The organism is Streptomyces sp. NPDC006510, from assembly GCF_040611955.1.
Lineage (GTDB): Bacteria > Actinomycetota > Actinomycetes > Streptomycetales > Streptomycetaceae > Streptomyces.
Genome location: NZ_JBEXPH010000006.1, coordinates 49,910 through 76,810, shown reverse-complemented (window position 1 = coordinate 76,810; position 26,901 = coordinate 49,910). Strand labels below are relative to the sequence as shown.

Annotated in this window: 30 protein-coding genes and 3 pseudogenes; 17 read left to right on the top strand and 16 right to left on the bottom strand. The window is 67.8% G+C overall.

The window, feature by feature from the left end:
• The first annotated feature begins 119 nt into the window (after positions 1-119).
• From rpsF to rplI, 4 genes are all read left to right on the top strand, one after another.
• Positions 120-410: a 30S ribosomal protein S6 gene (gene rpsF / locus ABZY11_RS03860; RefSeq protein WP_072487610.1), complete on the top strand. Its 291-nt coding sequence runs from the start codon at positions 120-122 to the stop codon at positions 408-410.
• Positions 411-484: 74 nt separating this feature from the next.
• Entirely contained in the window at positions 485-1,090 is a 606-nt protein-coding gene (locus ABZY11_RS03855) for a single-stranded DNA-binding protein (protein ID WP_344512583.1), read from the top strand.
• A 43-nt stretch (positions 1,091-1,133) separates the two neighbouring features.
• On the top strand, positions 1,134-1,370 hold the full coding sequence (gene rpsR, locus ABZY11_RS03850) for a 30S ribosomal protein S18 (protein WP_003967857.1): 237 nt from the start codon (positions 1,134-1,136) through the stop codon (positions 1,368-1,370).
• Positions 1,371-1,388: 18 nt separating this feature from the next.
• Positions 1,389-1,835: a 50S ribosomal protein L9 gene (gene rplI, locus ABZY11_RS03845; protein WP_124719895.1), complete on the top strand. Its 447-nt coding sequence runs from the start codon at positions 1,389-1,391 to the stop codon at positions 1,833-1,835.
• Between the two features lie 132 nt (positions 1,836-1,967).
• Here rplI and ABZY11_RS03840 read toward each other — a convergent pair whose 3' ends face one another.
• Positions 1,968-3,305 (bottom strand): MATE family efflux transporter, encoded by a 1,338-nt coding sequence (locus tag ABZY11_RS03840; protein ID WP_356477575.1) that lies wholly within the window; start codon positions 3,303-3,305, stop codon positions 1,968-1,970.
• Positions 3,306-3,782: 477 nt separating this feature from the next.
• On the opposite strand from ABZY11_RS03840, the gene dnaB reads away from it, so the two are divergent.
• From dnaB to ABZY11_RS03825, 3 genes are all read left to right on the top strand, one after another.
• Positions 3,783-5,243 carry a replicative DNA helicase gene (dnaB, locus tag ABZY11_RS03835; protein ID WP_206433546.1) on the top strand — a complete coding sequence of 487 codons (1,461 nt, stop codon included), beginning with the start codon at positions 3,783-3,785 and terminating at the stop codon, positions 5,241-5,243.
• A gap of 198 nt (positions 5,244-5,441) precedes the next feature.
• A complete protein-coding gene (locus ABZY11_RS03830) occupies positions 5,442-6,098 on the top strand; it encodes a TnsA-like heteromeric transposase endonuclease subunit (RefSeq protein ID WP_356477574.1) in 657 nt (218 codons plus the stop codon).
• Positions 6,095-6,349: a hypothetical protein gene (locus ABZY11_RS03825; protein ID WP_356477573.1), complete on the top strand. Its 255-nt coding sequence runs from the start codon at positions 6,095-6,097 to the stop codon at positions 6,347-6,349. Before ABZY11_RS03830 ends, ABZY11_RS03825 begins: the two co-directional genes overlap by 4 nt.
• Positions 6,350-6,376: 27 nt before the next feature.
• Here ABZY11_RS03825 and ABZY11_RS03820 read toward each other — a convergent pair whose 3' ends face one another.
• Positions 6,377-6,808, bottom strand: coding sequence for a hypothetical protein (locus ABZY11_RS03820; protein ID WP_356477572.1), 432 nt, complete (start codon positions 6,806-6,808; stop codon positions 6,377-6,379).
• A gap of 54 nt (positions 6,809-6,862) precedes the next feature.
• On the opposite strand from ABZY11_RS03820, the gene ABZY11_RS03815 reads away from it, so the two are divergent.
• A complete protein-coding gene (locus tag ABZY11_RS03815) occupies positions 6,863-7,210 on the top strand; it encodes a hypothetical protein (RefSeq protein ID WP_356477571.1) in 348 nt (115 codons plus the stop codon).
• Between the two features lie 7 nt (positions 7,211-7,217).
• On the opposite strand, the gene ABZY11_RS03810 is transcribed toward ABZY11_RS03815, so the two are convergent.
• The 4 genes and pseudogenes from ABZY11_RS03810 to ABZY11_RS03795 form a co-directional block, all read right to left on the bottom strand.
• A complete protein-coding gene (locus ABZY11_RS03810; protein ID WP_356477570.1) occupies positions 7,218-7,781 on the bottom strand; it encodes a dihydrofolate reductase family protein in 564 nt (187 codons plus the stop codon).
• 428 nt (positions 7,782-8,209) lie between these two features.
• The gene (locus tag ABZY11_RS03805; protein ID WP_356477569.1) at positions 8,210-9,193 is read right to left on the bottom strand and encodes an RNA-binding protein; all 984 of its coding nucleotides are present in this window, start codon (positions 9,191-9,193) and stop codon (positions 8,210-8,212) included.
• 207 nt (positions 9,194-9,400) lie between these two features.
• Positions 9,401-10,074, bottom strand: a pseudogene (locus tag ABZY11_RS03800) (dienelactone hydrolase family protein).
• A 297-nt stretch (positions 10,075-10,371) separates the two neighbouring features.
• Positions 10,372-10,491, bottom strand: a pseudogene (locus tag ABZY11_RS03795) (peptide deformylase); the annotation flags it as partial.
• Positions 10,492-10,584: 93 nt separating this feature from the next.
• Between ABZY11_RS03795 and ABZY11_RS03790 the strand changes: the two are divergent.
• Together ABZY11_RS03790 and ABZY11_RS03785 are read left to right on the top strand one after the other, a co-directional pair.
• A complete protein-coding gene (locus ABZY11_RS03790) occupies positions 10,585-11,157 on the top strand; it encodes a winged helix-turn-helix transcriptional regulator (RefSeq protein ID WP_356477568.1) in 573 nt (190 codons plus the stop codon).
• A gap of 179 nt (positions 11,158-11,336) precedes the next feature.
• Entirely contained in the window at positions 11,337-12,713 is a 1,377-nt protein-coding gene (locus ABZY11_RS03785; protein WP_356477567.1) for a serine hydrolase domain-containing protein, read from the top strand.
• Positions 12,714-12,756: 43 nt separating this feature from the next.
• On the opposite strand, the pseudogene ABZY11_RS03780 reads toward ABZY11_RS03785, so the two are convergent.
• The 3 genes and pseudogenes from ABZY11_RS03780 to ABZY11_RS03770 all read right to left on the bottom strand — a co-directional run bounded on the left by ABZY11_RS03780 (position 12,757) and on the right by ABZY11_RS03770 (position 14,971).
• Positions 12,757-13,920: pseudogene (locus tag ABZY11_RS03780) on the bottom strand (winged helix DNA-binding domain-containing protein).
• Between the two features lie 23 nt (positions 13,921-13,943).
• Positions 13,944-14,396 (bottom strand): GNAT family N-acetyltransferase, encoded by a 453-nt coding sequence (locus tag ABZY11_RS03775; protein WP_356477599.1) that lies wholly within the window; start codon positions 14,394-14,396, stop codon positions 13,944-13,946.
• Between the two features lie 107 nt (positions 14,397-14,503).
• Positions 14,504-14,971 carry a MarR family transcriptional regulator gene (locus ABZY11_RS03770; RefSeq protein WP_356477566.1) on the bottom strand — a complete coding sequence of 156 codons (468 nt, stop codon included), beginning with the start codon at positions 14,969-14,971 and terminating at the stop codon, positions 14,504-14,506.
• 141 nt (positions 14,972-15,112) lie between these two features.
• Between ABZY11_RS03770 and ABZY11_RS03765 the strand changes: the two genes are divergently transcribed.
• The gene (locus tag ABZY11_RS03765; protein WP_356477565.1) at positions 15,113-16,324 is read left to right on the top strand and encodes an MFS transporter; all 1,212 of its coding nucleotides are present in this window, start codon (positions 15,113-15,115) and stop codon (positions 16,322-16,324) included.
• A gap of 88 nt (positions 16,325-16,412) precedes the next feature.
• Complete coding sequence (locus ABZY11_RS03760) at positions 16,413-16,838, top strand: heme-binding protein (protein ID WP_356477564.1); 426 nt, start codon at positions 16,413-16,415, stop codon at positions 16,836-16,838.
• A 72-nt stretch (positions 16,839-16,910) separates the two neighbouring features.
• Here ABZY11_RS03760 and ABZY11_RS03755 read toward each other — a convergent pair whose 3' ends face one another.
• Together ABZY11_RS03755 and ABZY11_RS03750 are read right to left on the bottom strand one after the other, a co-directional pair.
• On the bottom strand, positions 16,911-17,780 hold the full coding sequence (locus ABZY11_RS03755; protein WP_356477563.1) for a GNAT family N-acetyltransferase: 870 nt from the start codon (positions 17,778-17,780) through the stop codon (positions 16,911-16,913).
• A gap of 5 nt (positions 17,781-17,785) precedes the next feature.
• Positions 17,786-18,397 (bottom strand): DUF2269 domain-containing protein, encoded by a 612-nt coding sequence (locus ABZY11_RS03750; protein WP_356477562.1) that lies wholly within the window; start codon positions 18,395-18,397, stop codon positions 17,786-17,788.
• A 214-nt stretch (positions 18,398-18,611) separates the two neighbouring features.
• Between ABZY11_RS03750 and ABZY11_RS03745 the strand changes: the two genes are divergently transcribed.
• Complete coding sequence (locus ABZY11_RS03745) at positions 18,612-19,901, top strand: globin domain-containing protein (protein ID WP_356477561.1); 1,290 nt, start codon at positions 18,612-18,614, stop codon at positions 19,899-19,901.
• 82 nt (positions 19,902-19,983) lie between these two features.
• On the opposite strand, the gene ABZY11_RS03740 is transcribed toward ABZY11_RS03745, so the two are convergent.
• From ABZY11_RS03740 to ABZY11_RS03725, 4 genes are all read right to left on the bottom strand, one after another.
• Positions 19,984-20,463, bottom strand: coding sequence for an NUDIX hydrolase (locus ABZY11_RS03740; RefSeq protein ID WP_356477560.1), 480 nt, complete (start codon positions 20,461-20,463; stop codon positions 19,984-19,986).
• A gap of 63 nt (positions 20,464-20,526) precedes the next feature.
• On the bottom strand, positions 20,527-21,423 hold the full coding sequence (locus ABZY11_RS03735) for a LysR family transcriptional regulator (RefSeq protein ID WP_356477559.1): 897 nt from the start codon (positions 21,421-21,423) through the stop codon (positions 20,527-20,529).
• A gap of 192 nt (positions 21,424-21,615) precedes the next feature.
• Positions 21,616-22,746 carry a cystathionine gamma-lyase gene (locus ABZY11_RS03730; protein WP_356477558.1) on the bottom strand — a complete coding sequence of 377 codons (1,131 nt, stop codon included), beginning with the start codon at positions 22,744-22,746 and terminating at the stop codon, positions 21,616-21,618.
• A 68-nt stretch (positions 22,747-22,814) separates the two neighbouring features.
• A complete protein-coding gene (locus ABZY11_RS03725) occupies positions 22,815-23,192 on the bottom strand; it encodes a phage holin family protein (protein WP_356477557.1) in 378 nt (125 codons plus the stop codon).
• Positions 23,193-23,260: 68 nt separating this feature from the next.
• On the opposite strand from ABZY11_RS03725, the gene ABZY11_RS03720 reads away from it, so the two are divergent.
• From ABZY11_RS03720 to ABZY11_RS03705, 4 genes are all read left to right on the top strand, one after another.
• Positions 23,261-23,578, top strand: a complete 318-nt coding sequence (locus tag ABZY11_RS03720) for a cupin domain-containing protein (RefSeq protein WP_356477556.1) — start codon at positions 23,261-23,263, stop codon at positions 23,576-23,578.
• A 148-nt stretch (positions 23,579-23,726) separates the two neighbouring features.
• Positions 23,727-23,939 (top strand): DUF5326 family protein, encoded by a 213-nt coding sequence (locus ABZY11_RS03715; protein ID WP_266731284.1) that lies wholly within the window; start codon positions 23,727-23,729, stop codon positions 23,937-23,939.
• 243 nt (positions 23,940-24,182) lie between these two features.
• Positions 24,183-24,953: a helix-turn-helix domain-containing protein gene (locus ABZY11_RS03710; protein WP_356477555.1), complete on the top strand. Its 771-nt coding sequence runs from the start codon at positions 24,183-24,185 to the stop codon at positions 24,951-24,953.
• A 101-nt stretch (positions 24,954-25,054) separates the two neighbouring features.
• The gene (locus ABZY11_RS03705) at positions 25,055-25,492 is read left to right on the top strand and encodes an SsgA family sporulation/cell division regulator (protein WP_266747352.1); all 438 of its coding nucleotides are present in this window, start codon (positions 25,055-25,057) and stop codon (positions 25,490-25,492) included.
• Between the two features lie 80 nt (positions 25,493-25,572).
• Here ABZY11_RS03705 and ABZY11_RS03700 read toward each other — a convergent pair whose 3' ends face one another.
• The gene (locus ABZY11_RS03700) at positions 25,573-26,895 is read right to left on the bottom strand and encodes a YibE/F family protein (protein WP_356477554.1); all 1,323 of its coding nucleotides are present in this window, start codon (positions 26,893-26,895) and stop codon (positions 25,573-25,575) included.
• Positions 26,896-26,901: the final 6 nt, after the last annotated feature.

Sequence of the window (26,901 nt, the reverse complement as noted above, 5' to 3'; positions counted from 1 at the left end):
CTCGATGGAGGGCGCTGTCAGTGGCGGCTGCTTTACTCGGAGACACTGTTGCTTACGCATCACGACCCTCCTGCCACGGAACGACCGTGGCCGCTGAGTCCAAAGGAGGTGGGTTCCACATGCGTCACTACGAGGTGATGGTCATCCTCGACCCCGATCTCGAGGAGCGCGCTGTCTCCCCGCTGATCGAGAACTTCCTCTCCGTCGTCCGTGAGGGCAACGGAAAGGTCGAGAAGGTCGACACCTGGGGCCGTCGTCGTCTCGCTTACGAGATCAAGAAGAAGCCCGAGGGCATCTACTCGGTCATCGACCTGCAGGCCGAGCCTGCGGTCGTCAAGGAGCTCGACCGCCAGATGAACCTGAACGAGTCGGTCCTCCGGACCAAGGTCCTCCGTCCCGAGTCCCACTGAGCTTCTAGCTCAGTGGTCATCGGGTTCGAGTAGCAGCAAGCAGCCAGAAGCAATCCCCGCCGAGAGGTTCATCCATGGCAGGCGAGACCGTCATCACGGTCGTCGGCAATCTCGTCGACGACCCCGAGCTGCGCTTCACCCCGTCCGGTGCGGCGGTCGCGAAGTTCCGTGTCGCGTCCACTCCCCGCATCTTCGACCGGCAGACCAATGAGTGGAAGGACGGCGAAGGCCTGTTCCTCACCTGCTCGGTCTGGCGGCAGGCGGCGGAGAACGTCGCCGAGTCGCTCCAGCGAGGCATGCGCGTTGTCGTGCAGGGCCGGCTGAAGCAGCGGTCGTACGAAGACCGCGAGGGCGTCAAGCGCACGGTCTACGAGCTGGATGTCGAGGAAGTCGGCCCCAGCCTGAAGAACGCCACGGCCAAGGTCACCAAGACCACCGGTCGCGGTGGCCAGGGCGGCCAGGGTGGATACGGCGGTGGCCAGCAGGGCGGCGGCAACTGGGGCGGCGGTCCCGGTGGTGGTGGCCAGCAGGGTGGTGGCGGCGCTCCCGCCGACGACCCGTGGGCCACGAGCGCGCCGTCCGGCGGTCAGCAGGGCGGGGGCCAGCAGGGCGGCGGAGGCGGCTGGGGCGGAAGCTCCGGCGGCTCCGGCGGCGGCTACTCGGACGAGCCTCCCTTCTAGGGCAGCTCGTACCCCCACTTCTTGATCACACAGGAGAAACACCATGGCGAAGCCGCCTGTGCGCAAGCCTAAGAAGAAGGTCTGCGCGTTCTGCAAGGACAAGACCCAGTACGTGGACTACAAGGACACGAACATGCTGCGGAAGTTCATTTCCGACCGTGGCAAGATCCGTGCCCGCCGCGTGACCGGCAACTGCACGCAGCACCAGCGTGACGTCGCCACGGCAGTCAAGAACAGCCGTGAGATGGCGCTGCTGCCCTACACGTCCACCGCGCGATAAGGGAAGGGTGACCGAATCATGAAGATCATCCTCACCCACGAGGTCTCCGGCCTCGGTGCTGCGGGCGACGTCGTCGACGTCAAGGACGGGTACGCCCGTAACTACCTGGTTCCGCGGGGCTTTGCCATCCGCTGGACCAAGGGTGGCGAGAAGGACGTGGCGCAGATCCGCCGCGCCCGCAAGATCCACGAGATCGCCACGATCGAGCAGGCCAACGAGATCAAGACCAAGCTCGAGGCCGTGAAGGTCCGTCTGGCTGTTCGCTCCGGCGACGCCGGCCGTCTCTTCGGCTCCGTGACCCCGGCCGACATCGCCTCGGCGATCAAGGCTGCCGGTGGCCCCGACGTCGACAAGCGTCGCGTCGAGCTCGGCTCGCCGATCAAGACGCTCGGCGGACACCAGGTGTCCGTGCGTCTGCACCCCGAGGTCGCTGCGAGCCTCGGCATTGAGGTCGTTGCTGCCTAAGGGCACAGCTCACCTGAGCAGATGAAGGGCCGCACCCCGTGGGGTGCGGCCCTTCAGCGTTCCCGGAGTTCAGCGGGCCCCCGCTCTCAGCGGTTCCGCGGTTTCACGTGAAACGGGGCTACGGCCGGTGGTTCAGCGGGTGGCCCCGGTGACGATCCACTTGCCGGAGCGGGTGCGCAGCCAGAGCGTCACCAGGCGGACGGCCATCATCAAGGTCATAGCCCACCACAGCGCCGTCAGGCCGCCACCGATCACCGGTACCAGCAGAGCGACCGGAGCGAAGACCGCGAGAGTGACGAGCATGGCCCAGGCCAGGTACCGCCCGTCACCGGCACCCATCAGCACTCCGTCCAGGACGAAGACCACGCCGGCGATCGGCTGGGACAGCGCCACCACCAGCAGCGCCGGGAGCAGAGTGTCCTGTACGGACTGGTCGCTGGTGAACAAGGGCACGAACAGTGGGCGGGCAAGGACGATCAGTGCCCCGAACACCACCCCGGAAACGATGCCCCACTGCACCATGCGACGGCATGCCTCGCGCGCGCCCTTTGCGTCTTCGGCTCCCAGGTAGCGGCCGATGATCGCCTGACCGGCGATGGCGATGGCGTCGAGGGCGAAGGCCATCAGGCTCCAGAGCGAGAGGATGATCTGGTGCGCGGCGATCTCGGTGTCGCCGAGGCGGGCGGCGACGGCCGTGGCGATCAGCAGGACGGCACGGAGCGACAGCGTACGGACCAGCAGCGGAACGCCCGCCTCGGCGCTGGCCCTGATACCCGCGGCATCGGGACGCAGCGAGGCGCCGTGCCGTCGGGCTCCCCGTACCACCACGATCAGATAGGCGGCGGCCATCGAGACCTGAGCGATCACGGTGCCCCAGGCCGATCCGGCGATACCGAGACCGGCACCGTAGACCAGTCCCGCGTTGAGGGCTCCATTGGCCGCGAAGCCGCCGATGGCGACATACAGCGGGGTCCTGGTGTCCTGCAGGCCGCGGAGAACACCGGTCGCGGCCATCACCACGAGCATGGCCGGGATGCCGAGGCTGGAGATCCTCAGATACGTGGTCGCATAGGGGGCTGCCGTGTCGGACGCGCCGAAGACGTCCACCAGCCAGGGGGCCGTGGGAAGAGCGATGGCGATGACGGCGACGCCCAGCAGGATCGCCAGCCAGATGCCGTCCATGCCCTGCCGGATCGCGGAGGCCAGATCGCCCGCCCCGACCCGCCGTGCCACTGCCGCGGTGGTGGCGTAGGCGAGGAAGACGAAGATGCTGACGGCGGTGGTCAGCAAGGCGGCGGCGACGGCCAGGCCGGCCAGCTGCGGGGTGCCGAGGTGGCCGACGATGGCACTGTCGACCATCACGAAGAGCGGCTCGGCGACGAGTGCGCCGAAGGCAGGGACGGCAAGCGAGATGATCTCGCGGTCATGTCGTCGACGACTGGGCGGCGGGGGTGCCGGGGCCTGGATCATGGGGGTCAATCTAATCTTCCACAGGTAATAGATGCAATTGCTTTGTAGTCCTTACATTTGCTGGGGTTCGGCGTTCTCCCGTGTGGTGTTTGACGTGATCTTGTGCTGACTCGGAAAGTTTTTCTCCCCCACAGCCCGTGGATGGGGAAAGTCCAGGTCAACGCGGTGATGGTGCGGGTGTTATGAGTTTGTCCACAGTGCTGTCCCCCGCTCCGTGCACAGGTTCCGCAGAGTTCTCCACAGCATCTGGTCGGTCGTCCACATGCCCTGTGGATAACCAGATTGGCTGACGGTGCCGAGCGGCCTACCGTGGACCGGCGCCCGCACCCCGTTCTGGTCTTGGAACCACGCAGAACTCGACGCGCCGGAACCGGAGTCGGGCGTCTTGTTTGTCGGTGCTGTGCCGTAAGAAAGAGTGGCATGGCGAGGTCCGCGGAGCGGACGGGAGGAGGTGGCCCGGTGAGCATTCCCGAGCCTTTGGACGACCCCTGGGCCGAGACCGGTCCCAGCGACCGTCTGCCCGTTTCCCGGCAGCGCCGCGGTGAAGGCCGGGACCGCGGCGAGCAGCACGAACGAGGCAGGGAAAGCGGCGGATGGGAGGGCGGCTCGCCCGGTTTCGAGCGGGTGCCGCCCCAGGACCTCGATGCCGAGCAGTCCGTCCTCGGTGGCATGCTCCTGTCCAAGGACGCCATCGCCGATGTCGTGGAGATCATCAAGGGCCACGACTTCTACCGTCCCGCGCACGAAACCGTCTACCAGGCGATCCTCGACCTCTATGCCAAGGGTGAGCCGGCCGACCCGATCACGGTGGCGGCCGAGCTGGTCAAGCGCGGCGAGATCACCAAGGTGGGCGGAGCGCCGTATCTGCACACCCTCGTACAGTCCGTGCCGACCGCGGCCAACGCCTCGTACTACGCGGAGATCGTCCACGAGCGGGCGGTCCTGAGGCGGCTCGTCGAAGCCGGCACGAAGATCACGCAGATGGGATACGCGGCCGACGGCGATGTCGACGACATCGTGAACTCCGCGCAGGCCGAGATCTACGCCGTCACCGAGCAGCGCACCAGCGAGGACTATCTGCCGCTCGGCGACATCATGGAGGGCGCGCTCGACGAGATCGAGGCAATCGGTTCGCGCAGTGGCGAAATGACCGGGGTGCCGACCGGATTCACCGACCTCGATGCGCTGACGAACGGCCTGCACCCTGGCCAGATGGTCGTCATCGCGGCCCGTCCCGCCATGGGTAAGTCCACGCTGGCCCTCGACTTCGCACGGGCTTGCTCGATCAAGAGCAACCTGCCCAGCGTGATCTTCTCCCTCGAAATGGGGCGCAACGAGATCGCGATGCGCCTGCTCTCCGCCGAGGCACGGGTCGCGCTGCACCACATGCGCTCCGGCACCATGACCGACGAGGACTGGACGCGGCTGGCCCGCCGGATGCCGGACGTCTCGGCCGCCCCGCTCTACATCGACGACTCCCCGAACCTCTCCATGATGGAGATCCGGGCGAAATGCCGTCGTCTCAAGCAGCGCAACGACCTCAAGCTCGTGGTCATCGACTACTTGCAGCTGATGCAGTCCGGCGGCTCGAAGCGTGCCGAGAGCCGTCAGCAGGAAGTCTCGGACATGTCCCGAAACCTCAAGCTGCTGGCCAAGGAGCTTCAACTTCCGGTCATCGCGCTCTCCCAGCTGAACCGTGGTCCCGAGCAGCGCACGGACAAGAAGCCGATGGTCTCCGACCTGCGTGAATCCGGATCCATCGAGCAGGACGCCGACATGGTGATCCTGCTGCACCGCGAGGACGCGTACGAGAAGGAGTCCCCCCGAGCCGGTGAGGCCGACCTGATCGTGGCCAAGCACCGTAACGGTCCGACGGCAACGATCACGGTGGCCTTCCAGGGCCACTACTCGCGCTTCGTCGACATGGCACAGACCTGACCGGCACCCTTGTAGGGTCTCAAATTTCGTGTCGGAATCTCACGCTCGATGTCGGATGGAAGTCGGATCCGACACTGAGCTGAGATTCGCAGGTCGCTGCCGTACCTCATTCGAGTGAAAGCGCTGCTGGTGTGCTCCCGTCGGCGTGTTGGGCGGGAGCATCGTGCTGCCGGGGGCAACTCCAACTCGGGAGTGGGGATGGAAGCGACGGTCAGCTTTCGTGGGCACGGTGGCGGGGTTGAAGAGTGTTCCTGGGCGTCTGCGGCACCGGTGTCGCTGCAGACGGCTTGTCCGTGGCGGACTTTCCGCTGGTACAGGGACCAGAAGCACTACTCGGGTACCTATTGGTCGGCGACGATGCGAGACCACGTGATCTACGAGTCACGACTTGAGCTGTCGCGCCTGCTCTTCGCCGATTTTGATCCGTCCGTACGAGCCATCGTGGCCCAGCCCTTTCTGCTGCAGACGGTGATGGAGGGGAAGGTACGTCGGCACGTCCCCGACTACCTCCTGTTCACAGGGCAGGTGCCGGTGGTTGTTGACGTCAAGCCATTCCAGCGGTTGTCCAAGCCGGAGGTGGCGTTCACCTTCGACTGGACCCGGAGGGCGGTGGAGTCGCGGGGATGGGAGTACGAGGTCTGGAGTGATCCTCCGGCCGCAGAACTGGAAAACATCCGGTTCCTCGCGGGTTACCGCAGGGAGTGGCTGTTCAACACCGAGATCCTGGAAGCGCTGCGGGACGCGGATCTCGATGGGCTTCTTCTGGGACAGGCCATGGGGTGCCTGCCGGATCACCCAGAACCTCAAGTCCGCGCCGCGATCCACCATTTGCTCTGGACGCAGGTGTGGTCTTGAAGGATGGTCATGGGCTGCTGCGGCTGTCTCTCAAGAAACTGCTTTTCTCCGACTTTCGCTCCGGCAGCAGGGAGTTGGCGGCCGACGACGAGCCGAAGGCCGCCTACGCCACGTCCGCGCCGATGGAGGCGAGGAAGGCAGCGAAGGCGACGGAACTTGGACATCTCCCGCATTGGCCGGACACCGTTAGAGCACTGGCCCGGCTGGCCGACCACCTCGATGCTGTTCACGTTCCCGTCGACTACCAGTGACGCCGCGGTCTGGACTACACGAATCTGCTACCGACCGAACGCTGGCAGGAGATCTACCGCCGCACAGACACAAGCCCTGGAAGCGGCTGCCGTGAACGCATCGCCCGCAGCCGCCTGTTCCAGCGCATCAGTGGGCTTCCCATCGAAGCTGCCTCCGACCATCAAAGACTCAACGAAGCAGAGTTCCGAGCCCGAGCCGCCCGCTTCGTTGCCCTGCAAACTCCCAAGCTGGCCGAAGCGCTGGCTTACGAAGCCAGAATCTTTCTCGCCGAGCACGGTATCCATGACGAGCCCGTGACCTGGCAGCCTCCCGCCACTTTGCTGAGCGGACTCAAACTTCCCGGTCCCGGCCCGGCACACATCGACCTCTCCCGTCTGCACCGACTCGTTCGCCAGCACAAGAACCCGCTGCAGTACGCAGCCGATGTCCTCGGCACGAGCATCGAGGCGGTCCGGCACATTCTGGACGAACGCCCAGCACCCGAACCTCCGCCGAAGAGCACAGTGAGACCCATGCCCCGCATCCGCATGCGGGCACGCAAGGAAGTGCCGCCCGACACCTTCTCCCGCCTCTACTTCGACGAGCACCACTCTCTTGACAAGATCGCTGAACTCACCGGCTTCTCCCGGAAGGTGCTGACAGCGCTCGCGCAGGAGTACGGCATGTCTCTGCGCAGCGGCCCCCGGGACGACAAACGCCGCGGAGTAGTCGAGAAGGACTGGCTGATGGAGCAGTACATCGACCACCGCCGGACACTGGCTGACCTCGCCCGCGAGAAGGGCATGAGCACCACGAACATGACCCGATGGGCTCACACCCACAACATCCCCCTCCGTCCTAGAGGCGGTCGAGTCGCGTGACGGGCGCTCAGCGCCTCGTCTCGTACCTGGTCAGGGTCACGCCGCCGGGAAACGTCCGCGTCTCCACCAGGCTCAGGTTCACCCAGCTGTCCAGCGCGGTGAAGAACGGCGTGCCGCCGCCCACCAGGACCGGCGCGGTGGCCAGCACATACTCGTCAATCAGCCCGGCCCGCATGGCCGCCCCGGCGAGCGTCGCGCCGCCGATGTCCATCGGGCCGCCGTCCTCGGCCTTGAGCCGGGTGATCTCGGCGACCGCGTCGCCGGTGACCAGGCTGGTGTTCCAGTCGACCTTGTCGATCGTCGAGGAGAACACCACCTTCGACATGTCCCGCCAGCGGCGCGCGAACTCGATCTGCGCCGGGGTGGCGTTGGGCTGCTGGTCGCCGGTCGGCCAGTAGGAGCTCATCGTCTGCCACAGCTTGCGCCCGTACAGCGTCAGGTCGGTCGCCTGCAACTGGTCGGACCAAAACTGGAACAGCTCGTCGCTCGGCACGCTCCAGCCGATGTCGTCGCCGGGCGCGGCGATGTAGCCGTCCAGGGACAGGTTCATGCCGTAGATCAATTTCCGCATGGCGCCAGCCTTCCGTGAGTCGGTCTCACGCGTACAGACCGGCGCGGCGCGGGAAACTCATCGGTGCGCGATCTGAGCTCGCATGTAGTCCTCGTGCTCGGTGGCTCAGCCGCAGACTCATCGTTCCGCCGAGGAAATGGCATCGATCTGAGACTGATCTTGGGTGACATCGCGGTGAGACAACAGAGAACCAGCAGGTCACAGAAGATCGACATGCTATCGGTGGCGAGACCCTACAACCCCTGCAGGGTCTCAGATTTCGTGGCCGAATCTCAGACCAGATGGCCACTGTTTGGCCGGCTGGCCACGTCGCTGAGACGCGCACGTCAGCGGCGTCGCTCGTTCGGGTGTCGCCTGATCTGAGCGCTTCCCTGCACCCCTCACCGTAGAACGCTGAGCGCCTGGCCGCTCGCGGTGGCCGTGAGCGCTCATTTGGCCAAGTCGCTGAGGGATTGCTCGGCCTGCCAGCGGGCGCGCACGACTCCGTCTCTGTCGGGCATGACGGCGGAAAGCAGAGGGATACGCTCATCGGCGTATACGGGCAGTATCGCTGCAGCGTCGGCATCGGATATGCGGGCAGACAGCTCCGGGAAGTCGTCTTCGTCAGCGACGACGCTGTGGATCTGGCCTTCCTTGTCCTGCCAGACGCCCTCGACGAGGCCCTCGGCGGGGAGGGTGTTGAGGATGGCGTTGATGTCGGAGGACAGGTCCGGCCACACGGCCAGGCGGGCGCGGGGAGCGAGCTCGGCGCGGACCGTGTCGATGGTGTCGCGGGTGAGGCGATGCCATCGCGAGGCGTTTTGGACGTATATCTCTTCCAGGAGTCCGGCGCGGCCGCAGGCAACTGCCCTGTGCAGGTCGGCCCAGAAGTCGTCGTCGCCTGGCCGTAGGACGCCGTCGTCCTCGGGCTCGAAGTCGTAGGGGGAGACGTCCAGGCATTCTGGAAAAAGCCCGAGCTCGCGGGTGCGGGCGAGTGCTGCGTGGCAGGGTCGGCTGCTGCCGACGTAGAGGTACTGGTCCCATCCGACGTGCACAGCGAGTGCCCCCTCTACTTCCAGCCGGCACCAGGCACCACTGTCCCGCAGCATGAGCCGCACCAGTTCCAGCGCGACGTCCAGCGGCACTTCTGCTCCGTCGTGGAAGCCGGCAAGACCGCCTGGAAGGAGCGTGCCGAGGCCGAAGTCGTCCAGTGGCGGCTCGACGCCGAAATGGACGAGCGACGCAACCTGCGGCTCGCGGACAGACAGACGGTCGATACCGGTATCCGCGGCGAACGCCTGAACCGCCTGAAGACAGGCCGCCTCGGCCTCGCCGTGATCGCTGATGGTGTCCTCGACGCCGGTGTAGTGCCCGTGTACGTCACGGTCGGCGGGGTCGTACTTACTGACGCGACAGACGTAGGGGAGTCGCACGCCGCCATCTTCCAACGCTGCCCCGAGGAAGTGCCACGGATTTGAGACAGGGTGTCGGCGCGAACGCTGAGACCCACCCGGAACCTGCTGGTCAGCACGCCGCGCCATGACGCGAGCCGCGAGACCCTACAACCCCTGCAGGTTCTCGGGCTTCGTGTCATTTTCTCCGCCGTCGTGTCATGACGACGGCGGTCCTGACGTTCTGGCTCACTCCGTTACGGGCAGGCACTCGGCGAGCAGGCCGACGACGTCGCGCCAGGCCCGCTGCGCGTGCTGCGGGTGGTAGCCGACGCCGGGGAGCACGGTCTGGTCGACCGGCGGGTGGTGGAAGGCGTGCAGGGCTCCGCCGTAGACCACGAGGCGCCAGTCGACGCCCGCGGCCTGCATCTCGGCGGCGAAGGCGTCCCGTTGCTCAGCGGGCATGATCGGGTCCTCCGATCCGACCCCGGCCCACACGGGGCAACGGATGCGCGCCGCCTCGCCCGGTCGGCCCGTGGTCAGTGCGTTGACCGTCCCGATCGCCCGCAGGCCGACGCCGTCGCGCCCGAGTTCCAGCGCGATTGCGCCCCCGGTGCCGTAGCCGATAGCGGCGATCCTGTCGGGGTCGGTACGTGGTTCGCCACGCAGCACGTCGAGTGCCGCATGACCGATACCCCGCATCCGGTCGGGGTCGGCGAGCAGCGGGGTCACGCGCGCCAGCATCTCCTGTGGGTCGGTGAACCAGAGCCCGCCGTGGAGGTCGAAGGCCAGCGCCACGTAACCCAGTTCGGCGAGGGCGTCGGCCCGGCGGCGCTGGAAGTCGTTCAGGCCCGGCCCCTCGGGCCCGATCAGGACCGCGGGCCTGCGGTCGACACCGGCGGGGAGCGCGAGTGCCCGATCATCGTCAGGCCGTCGGCCGGTTACTCGACCGTGCGCGATGTAACCGTCGTCATGAGACTGGACTGTAGTGATCGTCCAGTCCGGTCGGGCCGGTCTTCACCGTCGGCAGAACAGCGCGGGCCCGTGGCTGGGCACTGTGGAAGGCTTTGGTTCCGGTCAGGAAATGACACGTCCCTGAGACAGCACCTCGGCGACACGACCTGAGACAACCAGAAGAACCGCAGGTCACAGCACCGTCACATGGCAGAGGACCTGAGAACCTACAACCCCCATGAAGTCTCAAATTCCGCTTCGGGCTCTCACTGCCCCAGGCCGGCGGCCTTGGCGACGCGTTGGGCGAAGATCTCTTCACGGCGTTCTGCCATCTGCCGCAGTGCGTCTTTGCGATCCCGCTTGGAGAGCCGGTCGAGATACGTGTGCACGCCACGGATGCCACGGAGGTCGCCGCAACCGATGCCTCTGGCAAGGACTGTTGCTTGCCAAGTCCTTTGCAAAGTAGCAGAGTTTGCAAAGTGACTGAAGATGACCTCAACACCCAGGCCGACCACTCACCCGGCACCGGCGATGAATTGCGCGAGCACGGGGTGCGCACAGCCCTGTTGGAGCTGCTTGCCGAAGTCGGCACCGTCACGGCGACCGAAGCCGCCTCCCGCCTGGGATACAGCTCTGGGCTCTGCTCATTTCACCTGCGGCAGCTCGCACGTCATGGTTACATCGAAGAGGCCCCCCACAGCGGGGGACGCGCACGCCCCTGGCGTCTGAGGCAGCACGCCGCCGCTGCCAGCGGGTCCACCGGGGAGCCGTTCGGCGACTTGGCCCGAGGGCTGGAGGACGAGAGCTGGCGGCGATGGTTGACGCAGCGGGACGAAGCGCCGTCCGAATGGCGCTACGACGAAGCCTTCAGCGCCGTCGCCTACTTGACACCCGAAGAGATGAGCCGGGTCGCAGACGTGGTCCGACGGGCGCTCGTGCCCTACCAGGACCGCGAACAACGCCCCCTGGCCCGGCCCGACGGCGCTCGGCCGGTGGCTCTCATCACCCGACTGTTCCCCCTGCTTCCGGAAGACGGCGCGGACCAGGACTGAGAAGTCGTCGGCCGCCGAGCACTACACCCACGACCCGATCCAACTCCGTGTCTCGGGCGACCGATGCGGGACCCCATCACATCGGCGGCTGACCGTCACCGCCCGACCAGCTCCAGGCACGGTCCAGGGGCTGTGAAATGGGTTCGCCACTGCTTGGTTCTGCGGGTAGTTGTTTGAGCATGACTTTCTCATCCGAACAGTTGCTCCCGGGTACCCAGCGTGCCCTGCTGCACCGCATCGCCACCGCACAGTCGGAAGGCCGCGCGCCCTCGATCGTCGCCGCGGTACAGAGGCAGGGGCAGACCGTCTGGAGCGGCGCCCGCAGTTGCGTGGACGGCCATGCCCCCGACGCCAACACACAGTTCAGGATCGGCTCCCTCACCAAGACCTTCACCGCGGTGCTCGTCCTGCGCCTGCGTGACGAGGGCCTTCTGGACCTGGACGATCCGCTGGAGAAGCATCTGCCCGGCACCGGAGTCGGTGGCGTGACGATCCATCAACTGCTGGGGCACAGCGCGGGACTCGGTGCCGAGTCGCCCGCACCCTGGTGGGAGAGGACCCCGGGCACGCTGCGGCCCGAGTTGGCCGATGTGCTCGGCGAGCAGACGCGGATGTACAGCCCGGGTCAACGTCACCACTACTCCAATCCTGGCTACACGCTGCTGGGCGCACTGGTCGAGAAGGTGCGCGGGGCGAGCTGGGCAGAGGTGCTGCGACGCGAGATCCTGGAACCGCTCGGCATGCACCGCACCAGCCCCCACCCGCAGTCGCCGCACGCGGGCGGCTGGGCCGTGCATCCCTGGGCCGATGTCATGCTGCCCGAACCGGCCGAGGATCTCGGGCTGATGGCCCCGGCCGGCCAGCTCTGGTCAACTACCGACGACCTCCTGCGCTTCGCGGCCCTCCTGGCCGAGGGGGACGACCGGGTGCTCTGTGCCGCCTCCGTGGAACAGATGCGTGAACCGTCCGCACCGACCGAGTCCGGCGACTGGCAGTTCAACTACGGTTTGGGCCTTCAAGTGGTGCGGAGCGGCAGCCGCACGCTCATCGGTCATACGGGCTCGCTGCCAGGATTCCTGGCCGCCCTGTGGATCAGCATCGAGGACGATGTGGTGGCCGTGGCGCTCACCAATACGACATCGGGGCTGATGATCGGTGGTGTCGCCGCCGACCTCGTGGACATCGTGGCCGAGTCCGAGCCCCGCATTCCGGAGCCCTGGTGCCCGTTGCCGGAGGTGGATGCCGAGCTGCTCGCGCTGACCGGTCTCTGGTACTGGGGAACGCGCTCGAACGTCCTGCGGATGAGTTCGGACTGCGGGCTGGAGCTCGCACCCCTGCAGGGTGACGGGCGCGGTGCCCGGTTCACCGCACAGCCCGATGGCACCTGGGTCGGTCTCGATGGCTACTACGCGGGGGAGACACTGCGTGTGGTCCGGAACGACGACGGCAGCGTGAACCATCTCGATCTGGGGTCGTTCGTCTTCACGCGGGAGCCGTACGATCCGACAGCGGCCGTCCCCGGCGGTGTGGACGAGGGCGGATGGCGGGGCCTGTGAGCCTGAGCGTCACGTTTCACGTGAAACGGCGGGGCGGACCGGCTCAGGCCGTCAACTCCCGTTCCAGCGGGGTGCGGAAGCGTGGAGTGACCCGGGCCTGACCCACCCATTTCGAAAGCCGGGATGCTTCCGCCTCGATCGCTCCGGAAGCATCCCGGCCGACGTCGGACAGCAGCCGCCAGACCGGCTCACCATCGGCTCGCTGGGCCCAGCCGCCCACGATCCCGCCGTTCCACCAGACTGTCGGGCCGATATTGCCGGACCGGTCGAAGAGAGCCTCCCGATGGCCGGCCAGGAGGTGGAATCCGCGATCGGCCCATCCCATGGCACTGGGGTCGAGAGCCGGAAGCAGTGCGGCCCAGGGTTCCGGGGCCGGTTCCGGATCCAGGTCCTTCGGCAGTACCCATCCCACGGCTCCGTCGTCCAGGCGGACCGCCTCGGCCCCGACGGCTGCCAGTGCCTTGCGGACCGGGCCCAGCCCCCAGCCCGTTCACCACTTGAGGTCGGCCTCGGTGGCCGGGCCGTAGGAGCGGAGCCATCGCCGGGCCAGCTCGGCCTGTGCCTGCGCGGGTTCCTCGGACGGCCAGGGCTCGGATGCTGTCCAGCGGAACTGGCTGGAGGTCCAGGATCCGCGTGGCCGGTCCCGGCGGATTCGGCCTTCGGCCGCCAGGATCCGGATGACACGGGAGGCGACGGCCTGCACGCTCTCGGCCTTCTTGCCGGGGAAGAGGGTGATCTTCGTACGCAGAGCAGCCACGGTGCCGGAGAGTTCGGCGCCGGTGGCAGTGCCGAGGTCCGCGAGAGCGGCAAGGGTCTGCTGTTCGGTGTCGGCGAGCCAGCGCTCGTCCAGGCCGTTGCCGTCGTCCGCCAGGTGCTTGAGGAAGGTCCGGCGTTCCTTGGCGGCCACGGCCCGGGCATTCGACGCATCGACACAGGGGGCGAGCTCCCGCGACACGACGAAGAGGGTGTTCCGCATGGAGAGCTGCCGGACCAGCGAGACGTCCTCGTAGAGAGCCTGCTCCACCGGGCCGACGCCCGCCTCGGACATGCGGGCACACGTGGAGAGGAAGACGGTGGCGGCGTCGGTGGCGTGCAGCGCGACGACCGCGTCGGCCACGGACACCGGGGAAGCGGACCGTACGGACGGGGCCAGGAGATGGCGCCGGCCGAGCCTGATTCTGCGCTGTGCGTCACTGATGCGGTACACGAACGGCCTCCCGGAATCCGGAATCAGAGCGCGAGCTTGAAGCCCACATGGCTGGCGGTGAAACCGAGCCGCTCGTAGAAACGATGAGCATCGGTCCGGGTCGCATCGGACGTCAGCTGGACCAACCGGCAGTCCTGGTGCCGGGATTCGTCCACGGCCCATTCGATCAGCAGGGTGCCGAGGCCGCTGCCGCGCTCGTCGGCATGGATGCGTACGCCCTCGATGACCGAGCGGGTCGAGCCGCGCCGGGAAAGCCCGGGAATCACGGTCAGCTGCAGGGTCCCGACGACGCGGCCCTCGCGCACGGCGACCACCAGGTGCTGGTTCGGGTCGTCCGCCAGCCGCCGGAATGCGGCGTGGTACGGGGCCGGATCATCCGGCGACTCACGCTGTGCACCCAGCGGATCGTCGGCGAGCATGGCCACGATCGCAGGGATGTCTGTGAGGGCAGCCGGCCGTATTTCCAGATCGCTCATGATCGGCAGGGTACGCAGATCATTCGGATGGCGCGGGGATTCATCGGGCCCCGCGGGCTCGTCGCGACCACGTCCGGCGACCACGTTTCGCGACCACGTCTGGTGACTCACGAGATCTGAACGGGAGCCTTCAGCTCCTCGACCGCTCTGACCAGCGGGGCCAGTTCGGGGTTCTTCGCGGCTTCGTCCAACGCCGCACGCAGCGCGCTGTCGTTGGTCGGCCGGGCCGCGGCGAGCAGCGCGAGGCCGGCCTCGGTGACATCGGTGTAGATGCCGCGGCGATCGGTGTCGCAGAGATACCGCGTCAGCAGTCCGCGGTCCTCAAGACGGGTGACCAGGCGAGTGGTGGCGCTCTGGCTGAGTACGACGGCGTCCGCGACCTGCTTCATCTGGAGATGCCCACCGGGGCCGCTGTGCTGCCTGCTCAGAACGCCGAGCAGGGAGTACTCCCGCACGCTGAGCCCGTGCCCGGACTGCAGCGCCCGCTCTATACGGGCCTCGATCTTTCCGTGGAGCAAGGAGAGAGCGCACCAGCCCTGGGAGAGGGCGGTCAGTGCGGGGTCTGTCGCTGTCATGGGGTCTCTCCTCCGTGTCGGAGCCGCTTGCCATCAGGATAGGCGACCACTGCAATAGCCCGCGCTTGCAATTAATCAGCGTCTGCAATTATTGTGAACGCTCGTAAGGCGCAGACGCAATCTTCAGGGAAGGTGAAACCCATGCCGCTCGCGCTCCTAGCCCTCGCCATCGGGGCTTTCGGTATCGGGACCACCGAGTTCGTGATCATGGGGCTGCTCCCCGAGGTTGCCGCGGACTTCCAGGTCTCGATCCCGACCGCGGGATTCCTCGTCACGGGATACGCCCTCGGCGTCGTCCTCGGCGCCCCGCTGATGACGGCCCTCGGCACCCGGGTCACCCGCAAGCGCATGCTGGTGCTGCTCATGGGGCTGTTCGTCGTGGGCAATGTCGTCTCCGCGGTCGCCCCGGTCTTCGGCGTGATGGTCGTCGGCCGGGTGATCGCCTCACTCGCCCACGGCGCGTTCTTCGGCATCGGAACGGTCGTCGCGGCCGACCTGGTCGCTCCCCAGAAGAAGGCCGGTGCGATCGCCATGATGTTCACCGGCCTCACAGTGGCCAATGTCGTCGGTGTACCGCTGGGCACCTATATCGGACAGAGCGTCGGCTGGCGCACCACGTTCCTCGTCGTCGCCGCGATCGGCGTCATCGGTCTTCTCGGTGTTGCCGGGCTCGTCCCCGAGCAGCCGCAGCACGAGGGGGTACGGCTCCGCGACGAACTGGCCGCGTTCCGCAATGTGCAGGTCCTGCTCGCCATGGCGATGACCGTGCTGGGCTTCGGCGGAGTCTTCGCCGCGATCACCTACATCACCCCGATGATGACCGAGATCGCCGGATACTCCACGTCGTCCGTCACCTGGCTGCTGGTCCTGCTCGGACTGGGCATGGTGGGCGGCAATCTGATCGGCGGCAAGTTCGCCGACCGCCGTCTGATGCCCCTGCTGTACGTGTCGCTGGGCGCCCTTGCCGTGGTTCTTGCCCTGTTCACCCTGACCGCTCACAACAAGATTGCCGCAGCGGTCACCATCGTGCTGATCGGTGGCCTGGGCTTCGCGACCGTGCCGCCGCTGCAGAAGCGGGTGCTCGACCAGGCGGCCGGTGCTCCGACCCTCGCCTCCGCGGTCAACATCGGTGCCTTCAACCTCGGCAACGCGCTCTCGGCGTGGCTCGGCGGCCTCGTCATCGCGGCCGGCCTCGGCTACACCGCCCCCAACTGGGTCGGCGCCGCTCTGGCGGCCTCCGCCCTGGCCCTCGCGGTCGTCTCCGGCGTACTGGAGCGTCGCACGGTCACGCCCAGCCGGTTTGTCGCCCGGCACAGCCCTGAGCCGGCCCTGGCCCCCGCGCCCCGGCGCTGACCCCGCTCACGCCGCCCCCACGCACTCATCACCTCCCACAGAGCTGACACAGCACCTCACCGCACCACATCGCACCAAGGAGTCCCCCATGAGCACCACCACTGCCGCCGTCGCCCCGCTGACGACCTCGGACGCCGAAGCACTCATCGACGCGGCCCGTACCGCCGCCGAAGCCGCCGGCGTCGCGGTTGCCGTCACCGTCCTCGACGCGGGTGGCCACCTGCTGGCCTTCCGGCGGGACGACCGGGCCGTCCTCATCGCCGGCGAGACCAGCACCCGTAAGGCATACACGGCCCTCCAGCTCGACGCCCCCACGGCCGACCTCGTCGACGCGGTCCAGCCCGGGGGGATCTTCCACACGTTGCCCACCGCCCTCGACCGGCCGTTGCTCTTCATCGCCGGTGGTGTTCCGGTGCACCGCGGCGGTCGGCTCATCGGCGCCATCGGTGTCGGCGGAGGCGCTCCCGACCAGGACCACGGCTATGCGACGGCCGCCGTGAAGGCGCTCGCCTGAAGCACTTGCCGGGCCCGCGGCCGGTGACGGCTCCGGACTGTGCGGGCGCCGGCGGTCAGCCTGCTGCCACGGTCAGCCCGTCGCCACGGTCAGCGGGGCGTAGCGCCGGGTCCAGTCGCCCGGCAGGTCCGGGGCTCCATGGGTCATCACCGTGGTTGCGGTGCCGGGCCGCAGACCGCACTCCTCGAACCAGTCGAGCAGCTCGGTATGGCGCGCGTCGATGTCCGCGCGCAGGGGCAGATCCGTCGCCTCGGCGAGAGAGGTGACGAGTGCCTGAGCCGTGGCGGTGTCGCGCGCTATCAGCGGGCCGACCACATGCGTCCGGTCGCTCGGCCAGGCCGCCGCGTAACCGATGAGACGTCCCCCGTCCTGTGCGACCCGGATGTGGTCGGCGTACGCGGGCAGCCGGGCGAGGACATGGGTCCGGTCGGTACCGAAGACGTCCGAGTCCAGCCGGACCATGGCTTGCAGGTCCTCCGCCGTGGCCGGGCGGACGGTCACGGCGGAAGACCTGTCGCCGGTCGGCCGGAAGAAGCCGGTGACCCGCTGGGCGCGGCCCACAACCGAGAAGCCGAGCTGCTCGTAGAGCGGTTGCCCCGCGGCTGTCGCGTAGAGGCTGAGCGGTGCGCCTCCGGAATCGGCGATCACATGGTGCATCAGCTGCCGTGCGATTCCCCGCCGCGCATATCGCTCTGCGACGAGCAGCATGCCGATGGCGGCCAGCCGGGGGCCGTAGGAGGTCACCACGCAACTGGCCATCAGGCCCTTGCCCTCGGGGTCGTCCACGCCGTAGCCGGTTCCGGCGGCGAGAAGCAGACCCCATCTGTGCTCATCGCGTGGCCAGCCACGGTCTTCACAGAGATCGGCGCAGGCGACCAGGTCACCCGGGGTGAGGCGCCGGACAGGCAATTCGGCGATCGGGCGGGGCAGTGAGCTGGGCATGGAGGTCAGGCTGTCCGACGTGGTGTTCGCTCGTCCACTCCTTTACGGGCTCCGTCCACTCCTTTTCCGGCTCCGGCCGCGTCTGTATCGGCTCCGTCCGCTCCTTTACGGGCTACGGCCGGCCCTCTCCCGGCTCCGGCCGAGCGGCGCAGCCGGTGGCCGCGACGGGTCGGTCCCCAGGGCTTCAGCACTGATATCGCGGTGATGAAGAGATACGTCGCCGTTGCCACCGACGGGGCGACCACCAGATCGATATCGACGGCGCCACGTGCCGCGGCCTCGTCGATGCCGGGCCGCAGCGAGAAGACGGACAGTGCCACCGTGATCAGGGTGAGCCAGAACTTCGTCCAGACCCATCGGTGTCTGGCCAGCCCCCATGGGGTGCCGAGGGCCAGAAGGAGGCCGCTGAACAACGAGGACAGGGCGACCGGTACGACCAGCCAGTCCCCGAAGATCTTCATGGCGCGGGTGGCGGCCTGCGCGGTTGCGGGGTCCGCGGTGGAGAAGGCCGCCATTCCGAGCGTCAGCGGTCCGACGGTCAGTCCCAGCCAGCTCACGGATACCGCGACGTGCGCCACCAGGAGGCTGCGGCGGGCGGAGCGTTTGAGTGGTTTCACGTGAAACACGGTGCCGGGAACGGGGCTTCCGGGCGTCCGACAGCGGGAGTAATCGCGCGTACTGGCCTCGGCGTACAGCAGGCGCTCCTCTGCGGGCCTCGCTGTCAGGTGAGTGCTGCCTCGTCGGGTGCTGATGCGTTCATGGGCGGCTGTCATGGGTTCACGGCCCGCCCGGGTCCGTCGCAGGGCATGCTGGGCCTGAGGACCGCGGACAGTGACCGAACGGCGATCGTCAGCGGGCCCGGCTGCGTCCGCGGGCGAGGGGGCTGCGGGCCGTGCTGGTGCGCAAGGCGACCACGAGACGTACGAGGCGAGGCACAGTATGGATGCTCCGGCCACCGGGTGGACCGAAGACGGAACGGACAGATCCGCCGACGCGACCCTGATCCACCGCACCCTGACCGAGATCTCGCCCGTTGCGGATCAGGCGACCTCGTACTTCTACGCGCTGCTCTTCGTACGCCACCCCGAGCTGCGGGACCTGTTCCCGGTCGCGATGGATGCCCAGCGCGACCGTCTCCTCCGCGCGATCCTCACCGCGGCCGACCGGCTGGACGATCCGCGTGCGCTGGCCGAGTACCTCGGCGAACTGGGGCGGGGACACCGCAAGTACGGCACACAGCCCGTGCACTATCCCGCAGTGGGGGAGGCGCTCATGGGTGCCCTGAGCCGCTATGCGACCACCACGTGGGACGGGGAGACCGAAGCGGCATGGGTGCGCGCCTACACCGCGATGTCGCAGATCATGATCGATGCGGCCGCCGAGGATGAGCAGTGGGCCCCTGCCCTGTGGCTCGCGGAGTTGGTGTCCCATGACCTCAGAACCCGTGACATAGCGGTGCTCACGCTCCGCCCCGACCAGCCCTACCCCTTCCTCGCAGGCCAGTACACGGCCGTGGAGACCCCGTGGTGGCCCCGGATCTGGCGGCACTATTCCTTCGCCTCGGCACCCCGCCCGGACGGACTGCTGACCTTTCACATCAAGGCGGTCCCGGCCGGCTGGGTCTCCAATGCCCTGGTGCACCGGGCCCGGCCCGGGGACGTCCTGCGCCTCGGCCCGCCCACGGGCTCGATGACGGTCGACCACTCCACCCACAACGGTCTGCTCTGCCTGGGCGGAGGCACGGGCATCGCCCCCATCAAGGCACTCGTCGAGGACGTCGCGGAGCATGGCGACCGGCGTCCCGTGGAGGTCTTCTACGGGGCACGCAGCGATCACGACCTGTACGACATCGACACGATGATGCGGCTCCAGAGGACCTATCCCTGGCTCGCGGTGCGGCCGGTGGTCTCCACCGGCCAGGGAACGGGAGGGGGCCTGATGCGAGGACTGCTGCCCGAGGCGGTGCGGGAGTGCGGCCCGTGGCACGAGTACGACGCCTATCTCTCGGGCCCGCCCGGCATGATCCGCAGCGGTGTGGACACGCTCCGGGGCATCGGCATGCCGACCGAGCGCATCCGCCACGACTTTTTCGAGGAACCGGCCGCGCCCGGCCCCGCCTGACCGTGCCGCCCGGCCCCGCCTGACCACCACGACCGGCCCCGCCCCACCACGGCGGCTGCCTTCGCCCCCGGAGCGGCGGCGGTCAGCCCAGATCGGGCGCGTGCATCGCACGTACGCCCTCGATATTGCCGTCCAGGTAGTGGCGCAGCGACAGCGGCACGAGGTGGACGGCGGCGATCCCCATCCGGCTGAACGGCACCCGTACGATGTCGTACTCCCCGCAGGGATCGTCGATTTCGGGGCCGTGCCGCCGGGACGGGTCCATCGACTCCAGTCGGCAGACGAAGAAGTGCTGGACTTTCACGCCCTTCACCCCGCTGCCCTCGATGTGCTCCACGGTGTCGACGAAACAAGGGACCACATCGGTGATCTTGGCGCCGAGCTCCTCGTCCAGCTCGCGGTGCAGGGCGTCGATGACGGTTGCGTCCTCCGGCTCGACCCCGCCACCGGGGGTGAGCCAGTAGGGATCCACCCCGGGCTTGGTGCGCTTGATGAGGATGAGGTCGTTGCCGTCGAGCAGGATGGCGCGTGCGGTGCGCTTGACCACAGGACGTTCGGTCATGGCAAGAGAGTGGCCCGCAGAACCGGTTCTGAAACACCGGAGCGGTGCCGGGCGGTCCTGCGCTCACCAGTCGGCGGCAGCACTCAGCAGCCACTCGTGCGCCCGCGCGATGTGGGACAGCGCGAGTGTGCCGGTCCGCACGGTCAGGAAATAGGTGCGCAGGGGCGGCACGGGAGGGTCCAGGAGGGCCACGACCTCGCCCTGCTCCAGCGCCCTCTCGCACAGATAGCGCGGCAGCACGGCGAGTCCGGCGCCCGCCGCGGTGCACTCCAGGACCGCCCGGAGATCCGGCACGATGACGGTTCCCGCGAGGGCGGGCCGACTCTCGAAGACGGTGGACCAGTAGCGGGAGACGAGCGGCAGGCTCTCGTGGACCTCCACGACCGGCAGCTGTTCCAGCACCACGGGCCCCTTGTGCCGCAAGGTGCCGGGGCCGAGCCGCCCGGCCCAGCGGGGCGCGGCGACCAGTACGTGTTCCTCGTCGCAGAGCGGGGTCGCGGTGAGCAGCCCGCCGCGCGGGCGGGTCGTCGCGATGGCCAGATCATGGTGCCCGGCGGCCAGCCCCTCCAGCGCCTCCTCGGCGCCGGTGAAGAAGGAACTGCGCAGGGCCAGGCCCTGGGCGACGAGAGGGGCGAGCGCGGGCAGGGCGCGCAGCGAGGTGAACTCCGGCGGTCCGGCCAGGTGCAGCGACCGTACGCCCGACTCCTCGTCGAGCTCCGTCTCGGCGATCTCGATCAGCGCGTCCAGATGGGGCGCAGCCCGGTGCGCGAGTTCGTCGCCGATGGTCGTCGGGGTCACGCCGCGGGCCCTGCGCAGGAAGAGCGGGCGGCCCAGTTGTCGCTCCAGGGTCCGGATCTGCGAGGTGACCGCGGGCTGGGAGAGGCCGAGCAGGGCGGCGGCCCTGGTGAAGGAACCGGCCCGGTGCACGGTGACGAATGTGCGCAGCAGGGTCAGGTCCATGTCCTGCCCCTTCCACCCTCGCGACGCTTCGGACCCGTACAACTATAAATATGTCGATAGGTCGCTGTCGCTACGGTGATTGGACACTGACGGAGAGTCAACTAGCCTTGTTCGGGCGGTTCTTCGCAGGAGGAACCGGGGGTGGTCCGAGCCACGAGGGGGGAGGTTCGGACCACCCGTACCACCGGTCGGTCAGCGCTCGCCCAGTGCCGCGTCAAGCGCCCGTTCCACATCCGCCACCAGATCCGCCGGGCTCTCCGCGCCGACCGAGAGGCGGATGAAGCCCTCGGGCACGGCGTCGCCGCCCCAGCGCGCCCGGCGCTCGGCGGTGGAGCGCACACCGCCGAAGCTCGTCGCGTCGTCGACCAGCCGCAGCTCGGTCAGAAAACGCTCGGCCCGCACGCGGTCGGGCAGTACGAACGACACCACGGAGCCGAAGCGCCGCATCTGCCGTACGGCGTTGGGGTACGAAGGGTCGGAGGGCAGCCCGGGATACCGCAGCCCGGTCACCTCCGGCCGCTTGCCGAGTGCCTCGGCTAGCGTCAGGGCGGTGGCGCACTGCCGGTCGATCCGCAGCTCCAGCGTGGCCAGCGACCGGTGCGCGAGCCAGGCCTCCATGGGGCCCGGAATGGCGCCGACCACCTTGCGCCAGCGCCGTACCCCCGCTGTCAGCTCCGGATCACGGCAGGTCACATGGCCGAGCAGGATGTCTCCGTGTCCGGTCATGCCCTTGGTGTCACTGGCCACCGAGAAGTCGGCCCCCAGCTCCAGCGGGCGCTGGCCGAGCGGTGTGGCGAGGGTGTTGTCGACGGCCACCAGAGTGCCGGCCGAGTGCGCCGCCTCGACGAGCCGGCGTATGTCGCAGACATCGAGCCCCGGATTGGACGGGGTCTCGATCCACAGCAGCTTGGCGCCTTCGAGGACGGCCAGCTGGGCATCGCCACCGGTCGGCGCGGTCCGCACCTCGACGCCGTACGCCTCCAGCTGCTCGCGCACCAGCGGCAGGGCCTGATAGCCGTCGTCGGGCAGCACGACCACATCGCCGGTGCGTGCCTGGGACAGCAGCACGGCCGAGATCGCCGCCATCCCGGAGGCGAAGACCGTGGTCTCGACGGGCTCCCCCGGCGCCTCCAGCTCACCGATGGCACGTTCCAGATGGGTCCAGGTCGGATTGGTGTCCCGGCCGTAGGTGTACGGACCGGTCGGTTCACCGGAGAGATGGAAGTGCGCGGCGAAGACCGGCCCGGGCAGGGTGGGCTCGAACTGCTCCGGTTCGGGCAGCCCGGCCCGTACCGCCCGGGTTCCTTCACCCATGGTGCTCATACCGCTCCCTCACTTCTCTCCCCGGTGCGCCACCGGACCTGACCTGCACTTTCTCAGGAGGCGTCGGGTCAGTCCTCGTCGGGCAGGATCACGTTCAGTGCCCACGACACGATCGAGATGATCAGGCCGCCGAGGACGGCGGTCCAGAAGCCCTCGACATGGAAGCTCAGATTGAACAGACCGGCCAGCCAGGAGGTCAGCAGCAGCATGAGTGCGTTGACCACCAGCGTGATCAGCCCGAGCGTGAGGATGAAGAGCGGCAGGGTCAGCAGCTTCACGATCGGCTTGACCACGAAGTTCACCAGGCCGAAGAGCAGGGCCACCACGATCAGAGTGAGTGCCTTGCGCCCGGTGCTGCCGCCGGTCAGCGTGATGTCCTGGATCAGCCAGATGGCTACGGCCAGCGCACCTGCGTTGGCGATCGTCTTGACTACGAAATTCTTCATGTGTCTGATCGTGGCAGACCTGATCGGTGGCGGACACCGGCAGTGCAGAGGCAAGGGGCGGACAGGCCATGAAGGCATTCAGACTGGACGAGCTGGAGGCGGAGCGGGCCGCCAACGACGGCGCGTATCTGCAGTTCGTGAAGGAACGGAACATGTCCGTCGGCCTGTACGCACTGGACGCCGGTGCACTCGACCCGCAGCAGCCCCACAACCAGGACGAGGTCTACCTCGTCGTCAGCGGCCGTGCCTCCATCACGGTCGGCATGGAAACCACGCAGGTGGGCAGAGGAAGCGTGGTGTACGTACCGGCCGGTGTCGCCCACAAGTTCCACCACATCACCGAGGACCTGCGGGTGATGGTGGTCTTCTCCCCGCCGGAGAGCTGAGCCGATCCGCCGGAGGGCGAGGGTCCGGTCTCAGGGATCCCTCAGGGGTCGGTCAGGGGACTTCAAGGGCTGCGCAACCCCCGCCGACCCCTGCCGCGCCTCTAGCATCGAAGCAGGAGCTCATGGAGACGAGGTAAGGACGATGGCCGTGCGGGAGATATTCGCTGGGATGCCCTGGTGGGTGAAGTGGATCGCGGTGCCGGTCATCGCGATCGTCGTGTTCGGCGGTCTGATCGCCAGCGTGATCGGGTTCGTGATCGGACTGCTCTTCAAGGTCCTGATCTTCGTGATCCTGGTCGGCGGGCTCATCTTCGTCGTACGCAAGTTCATGTCGTCGTCCTCCTCGCGCGGCGACTGGTAGGACGATCGGAAGCCGGCCGGGGCGTTAGCCCAGCTGAGCTAAGCGAGAGACGAAACGATGTCCCTCGCGGACCCGGCCATTAAAGTGGCAGTTTGCTGCCACCACCTGGGAATTAACGGTCCGTCACCACACTGACCAGTGGTTTGTACGGCGTTCGGCATCCGGAGCCCAGCCGTGCGGCAGTCCGTGGGGGCGGCCCCCACAGGCGGGCTGACCACCCGTCACCATGCCTGGGGGTGACTGTTGACCACGGCATCGAGCACTGCTGCCCCGACGCTGATCGGTTCGGTGCAGCGAGCGCTGAGGCTGCTGGAAGCCGTGGTGACCCATCGCGACGGGGCGCCCGCCAAACAACTCGCCAGGGAAGCGGGCCTTCCTCTTCCCACGGCCTACCATCTGCTGCGCACCCTGACGCATGAGGGCTATCTGCGCCGGGAGAACGGCGTCTTCCGCATCGGGGTCGCGGCTGAACGCCTGGTCGGCGAAGGGGCGCTGCAGAATCGGCGCGGCGGAATGGCCGAGTCGCTGAGCCGCTGGCGCGACATCATCGGTGCACCGGTGTACTGCGCCGTCTACCGCGAGGGCGAGATCGAACTCGTCGCGGTCGCCGACACCCCCGCCAACCCCGCCGTCGACGAGTGGGCATCCTTCCGGGAGACCGGGCATGCCCACGCGATCGGCCAGTGTCTGCTGAGCCAGCTCGACGAGAAGGCCCGCGAGGACCACCTGGACCGTCACCCTGTGCGTCCGCTGACCCGCTACTCGGTGAGGGACCGTGCGGCGTTCCTTGAGCGACTGCGGTCGCTGGAACGGATGGAACCCGTCATCGAACGACAGGAATACGCCCTGGGCACGGTCTGCGCGGCCATCCCGATCACAGCGGGATTCACGGCCGCCGCGATGGCCATTTCGGTACCCCTGGAGCAGGAAAGCCGGTTGCTTCCCGCAGTCGAACAACTACGTGGCGAAGTGGCCAACCTCTTGCGTTCGTTCGTGTTCTCTATCAGTATCTGAAAAATCACTCCTTGTGATCTGCTATCGCATGCACCACGATGGCGTCAATAGGGCCACGGGGGATCATTCCTGGCCAGATTCATCTACTGCGGGGTTGAACGATGCGCGAGTCGGTTCAAGCTGAGGTCATGATGAGCTTCCTCGTTTCCGAGGAGCTCTCTTTCCGGATCCCGGTGGAGCTCCGGTACGAGGTCTGCGATCCGTATGCGATCCGGATGACCTTCCATCTGCCCGGTGACGCCCCCGTCACCTGGGCATTCGGCCGTGAGCTGCTGCTCGACGGCCTCAACAGCCCCAGTGGCGACGGCGATGTGCACATCGGTCCCACTGAGCCCGAGGGGCTGTCCGACGTACATATCCGGCTCCAGGTCGGTGAGGACCGGGCTCTCTTCAGGGCCGGTACGGCACCGCTTGTGGCATTTCTCGACCGGACCGACAAGCTTGTGCCGCTCGGACAGGAGTGCACGCTGGGTGACTTCGAGGGCAACCTGGAAGAGGCCCTGGGCCGGATCCTCGCCGAGGAACAGAACGCAGGCTGAGAAGAACGGCGCCGCCGACCGGCTCACCGGTCGAACACGGTACCTGCCGAATGGGTGAATTATTCACCTGACGGGGACGTTCAAGGCTTAGCTCTACGACGACGGCCTTTCCCGGCCCGTACGGGTGCCGAAGCTCCGGCTTCCGCGCCGAGCCCTGTGCGGTCCGCGGAGACGACCAGCGCAGCGAGCACCGTCGTCACCGGCACCGAGGCGACCAGTCCGATCGAGCCGACCAGCGTTCGTACGATCTCCTCAGCCACCAGCTCGCTGTTGGCCACCGTCCCCACACTGCTCTGCGCGATGGAGAACAGCAGCAGCAACGGCAGTGCGGCGCCCGCATAGGCGAGCACCAGCGTATTGACGACCGAGGCGATGTGGTCGCGCCCGATCCTGATTCCTGCCCGGTAGAGACCCCGCGCACCCATCGCCGGGTTCGCCTGGTGCAGTTCCCAGACCGCCGATGTCTGGGTCACGGTCACATCGTCGAGGACTCCGAGCGAACCGATGATGACACCGGCCAGCAGCAGACCGCTCATGTCGATGTGCGGGTACAGACCGTGGATGAGGCCGGTGTTGTCGTCGGTGTTGCCGGTCAGGCTCGCCCAGCCGATGAAGAGCGATCCGAGCAGCCCGATCAGCAGCAGCGAGATCAGCGTGCCGATCACCGCGACCGAGGTGCGGGCGGTCAGGCCGTGGCACATGTAGAGCGCGATCAGCATGATCGCGCTGGCCCCGACCACCGCGACGAGCAGCGGATTCGAGCCCTGGAGAATGGCCGGGAGGATGAACAGGGTCAGCACGGCGAACGACACGGCGAGCGCGACCAGTGCCATCACCCCGCGCATGCGGCCCACCGCGACCACGGCCAGGGCGAAGATCCCGGCCAGCAGAGTCATCGGGAATTTCCGGTTCACATCCGTCACCGAGTACTGCAGATCACGGGGCGCGTCGGGGGCGTACGACACGACCACGCTCTGACCGTCGCGCAACTGACGCGGTGCGTCGGGCTGGACGATCTCGACGAAGGTCCGGCCCTTGTCGTGACCGGTCGCCACCTCGATCGTGGCCCTCTTGCACAGTCCCCGTTCGCTTCCCGACGGTGATGTGGTGGCCCCGTCGACGGGCATCTGAACCGCGTTCACGTCCTTGCAGTCCACCTTGTCGATACTCACCACCTTTCCCTGCTGGGTCTGCCGGTCGAATCCGACGCCGGTCCGCTCGTGCGGCGGCGCACCGCCCGGCCAGAGAGCCACCAGACCGACGAGAACGGCGGTGGCGAACGGGATCAGTACGGCCGCGATGACCTTGCGCAGATGTCTGGAGACGGGCGCGGCGGGGCCATGGCTGTGCGAGTGGCCGTGCTGATGGCCCTGCGGTTCGAGGTCGATCTGGGGGGACGTCACCGGCCG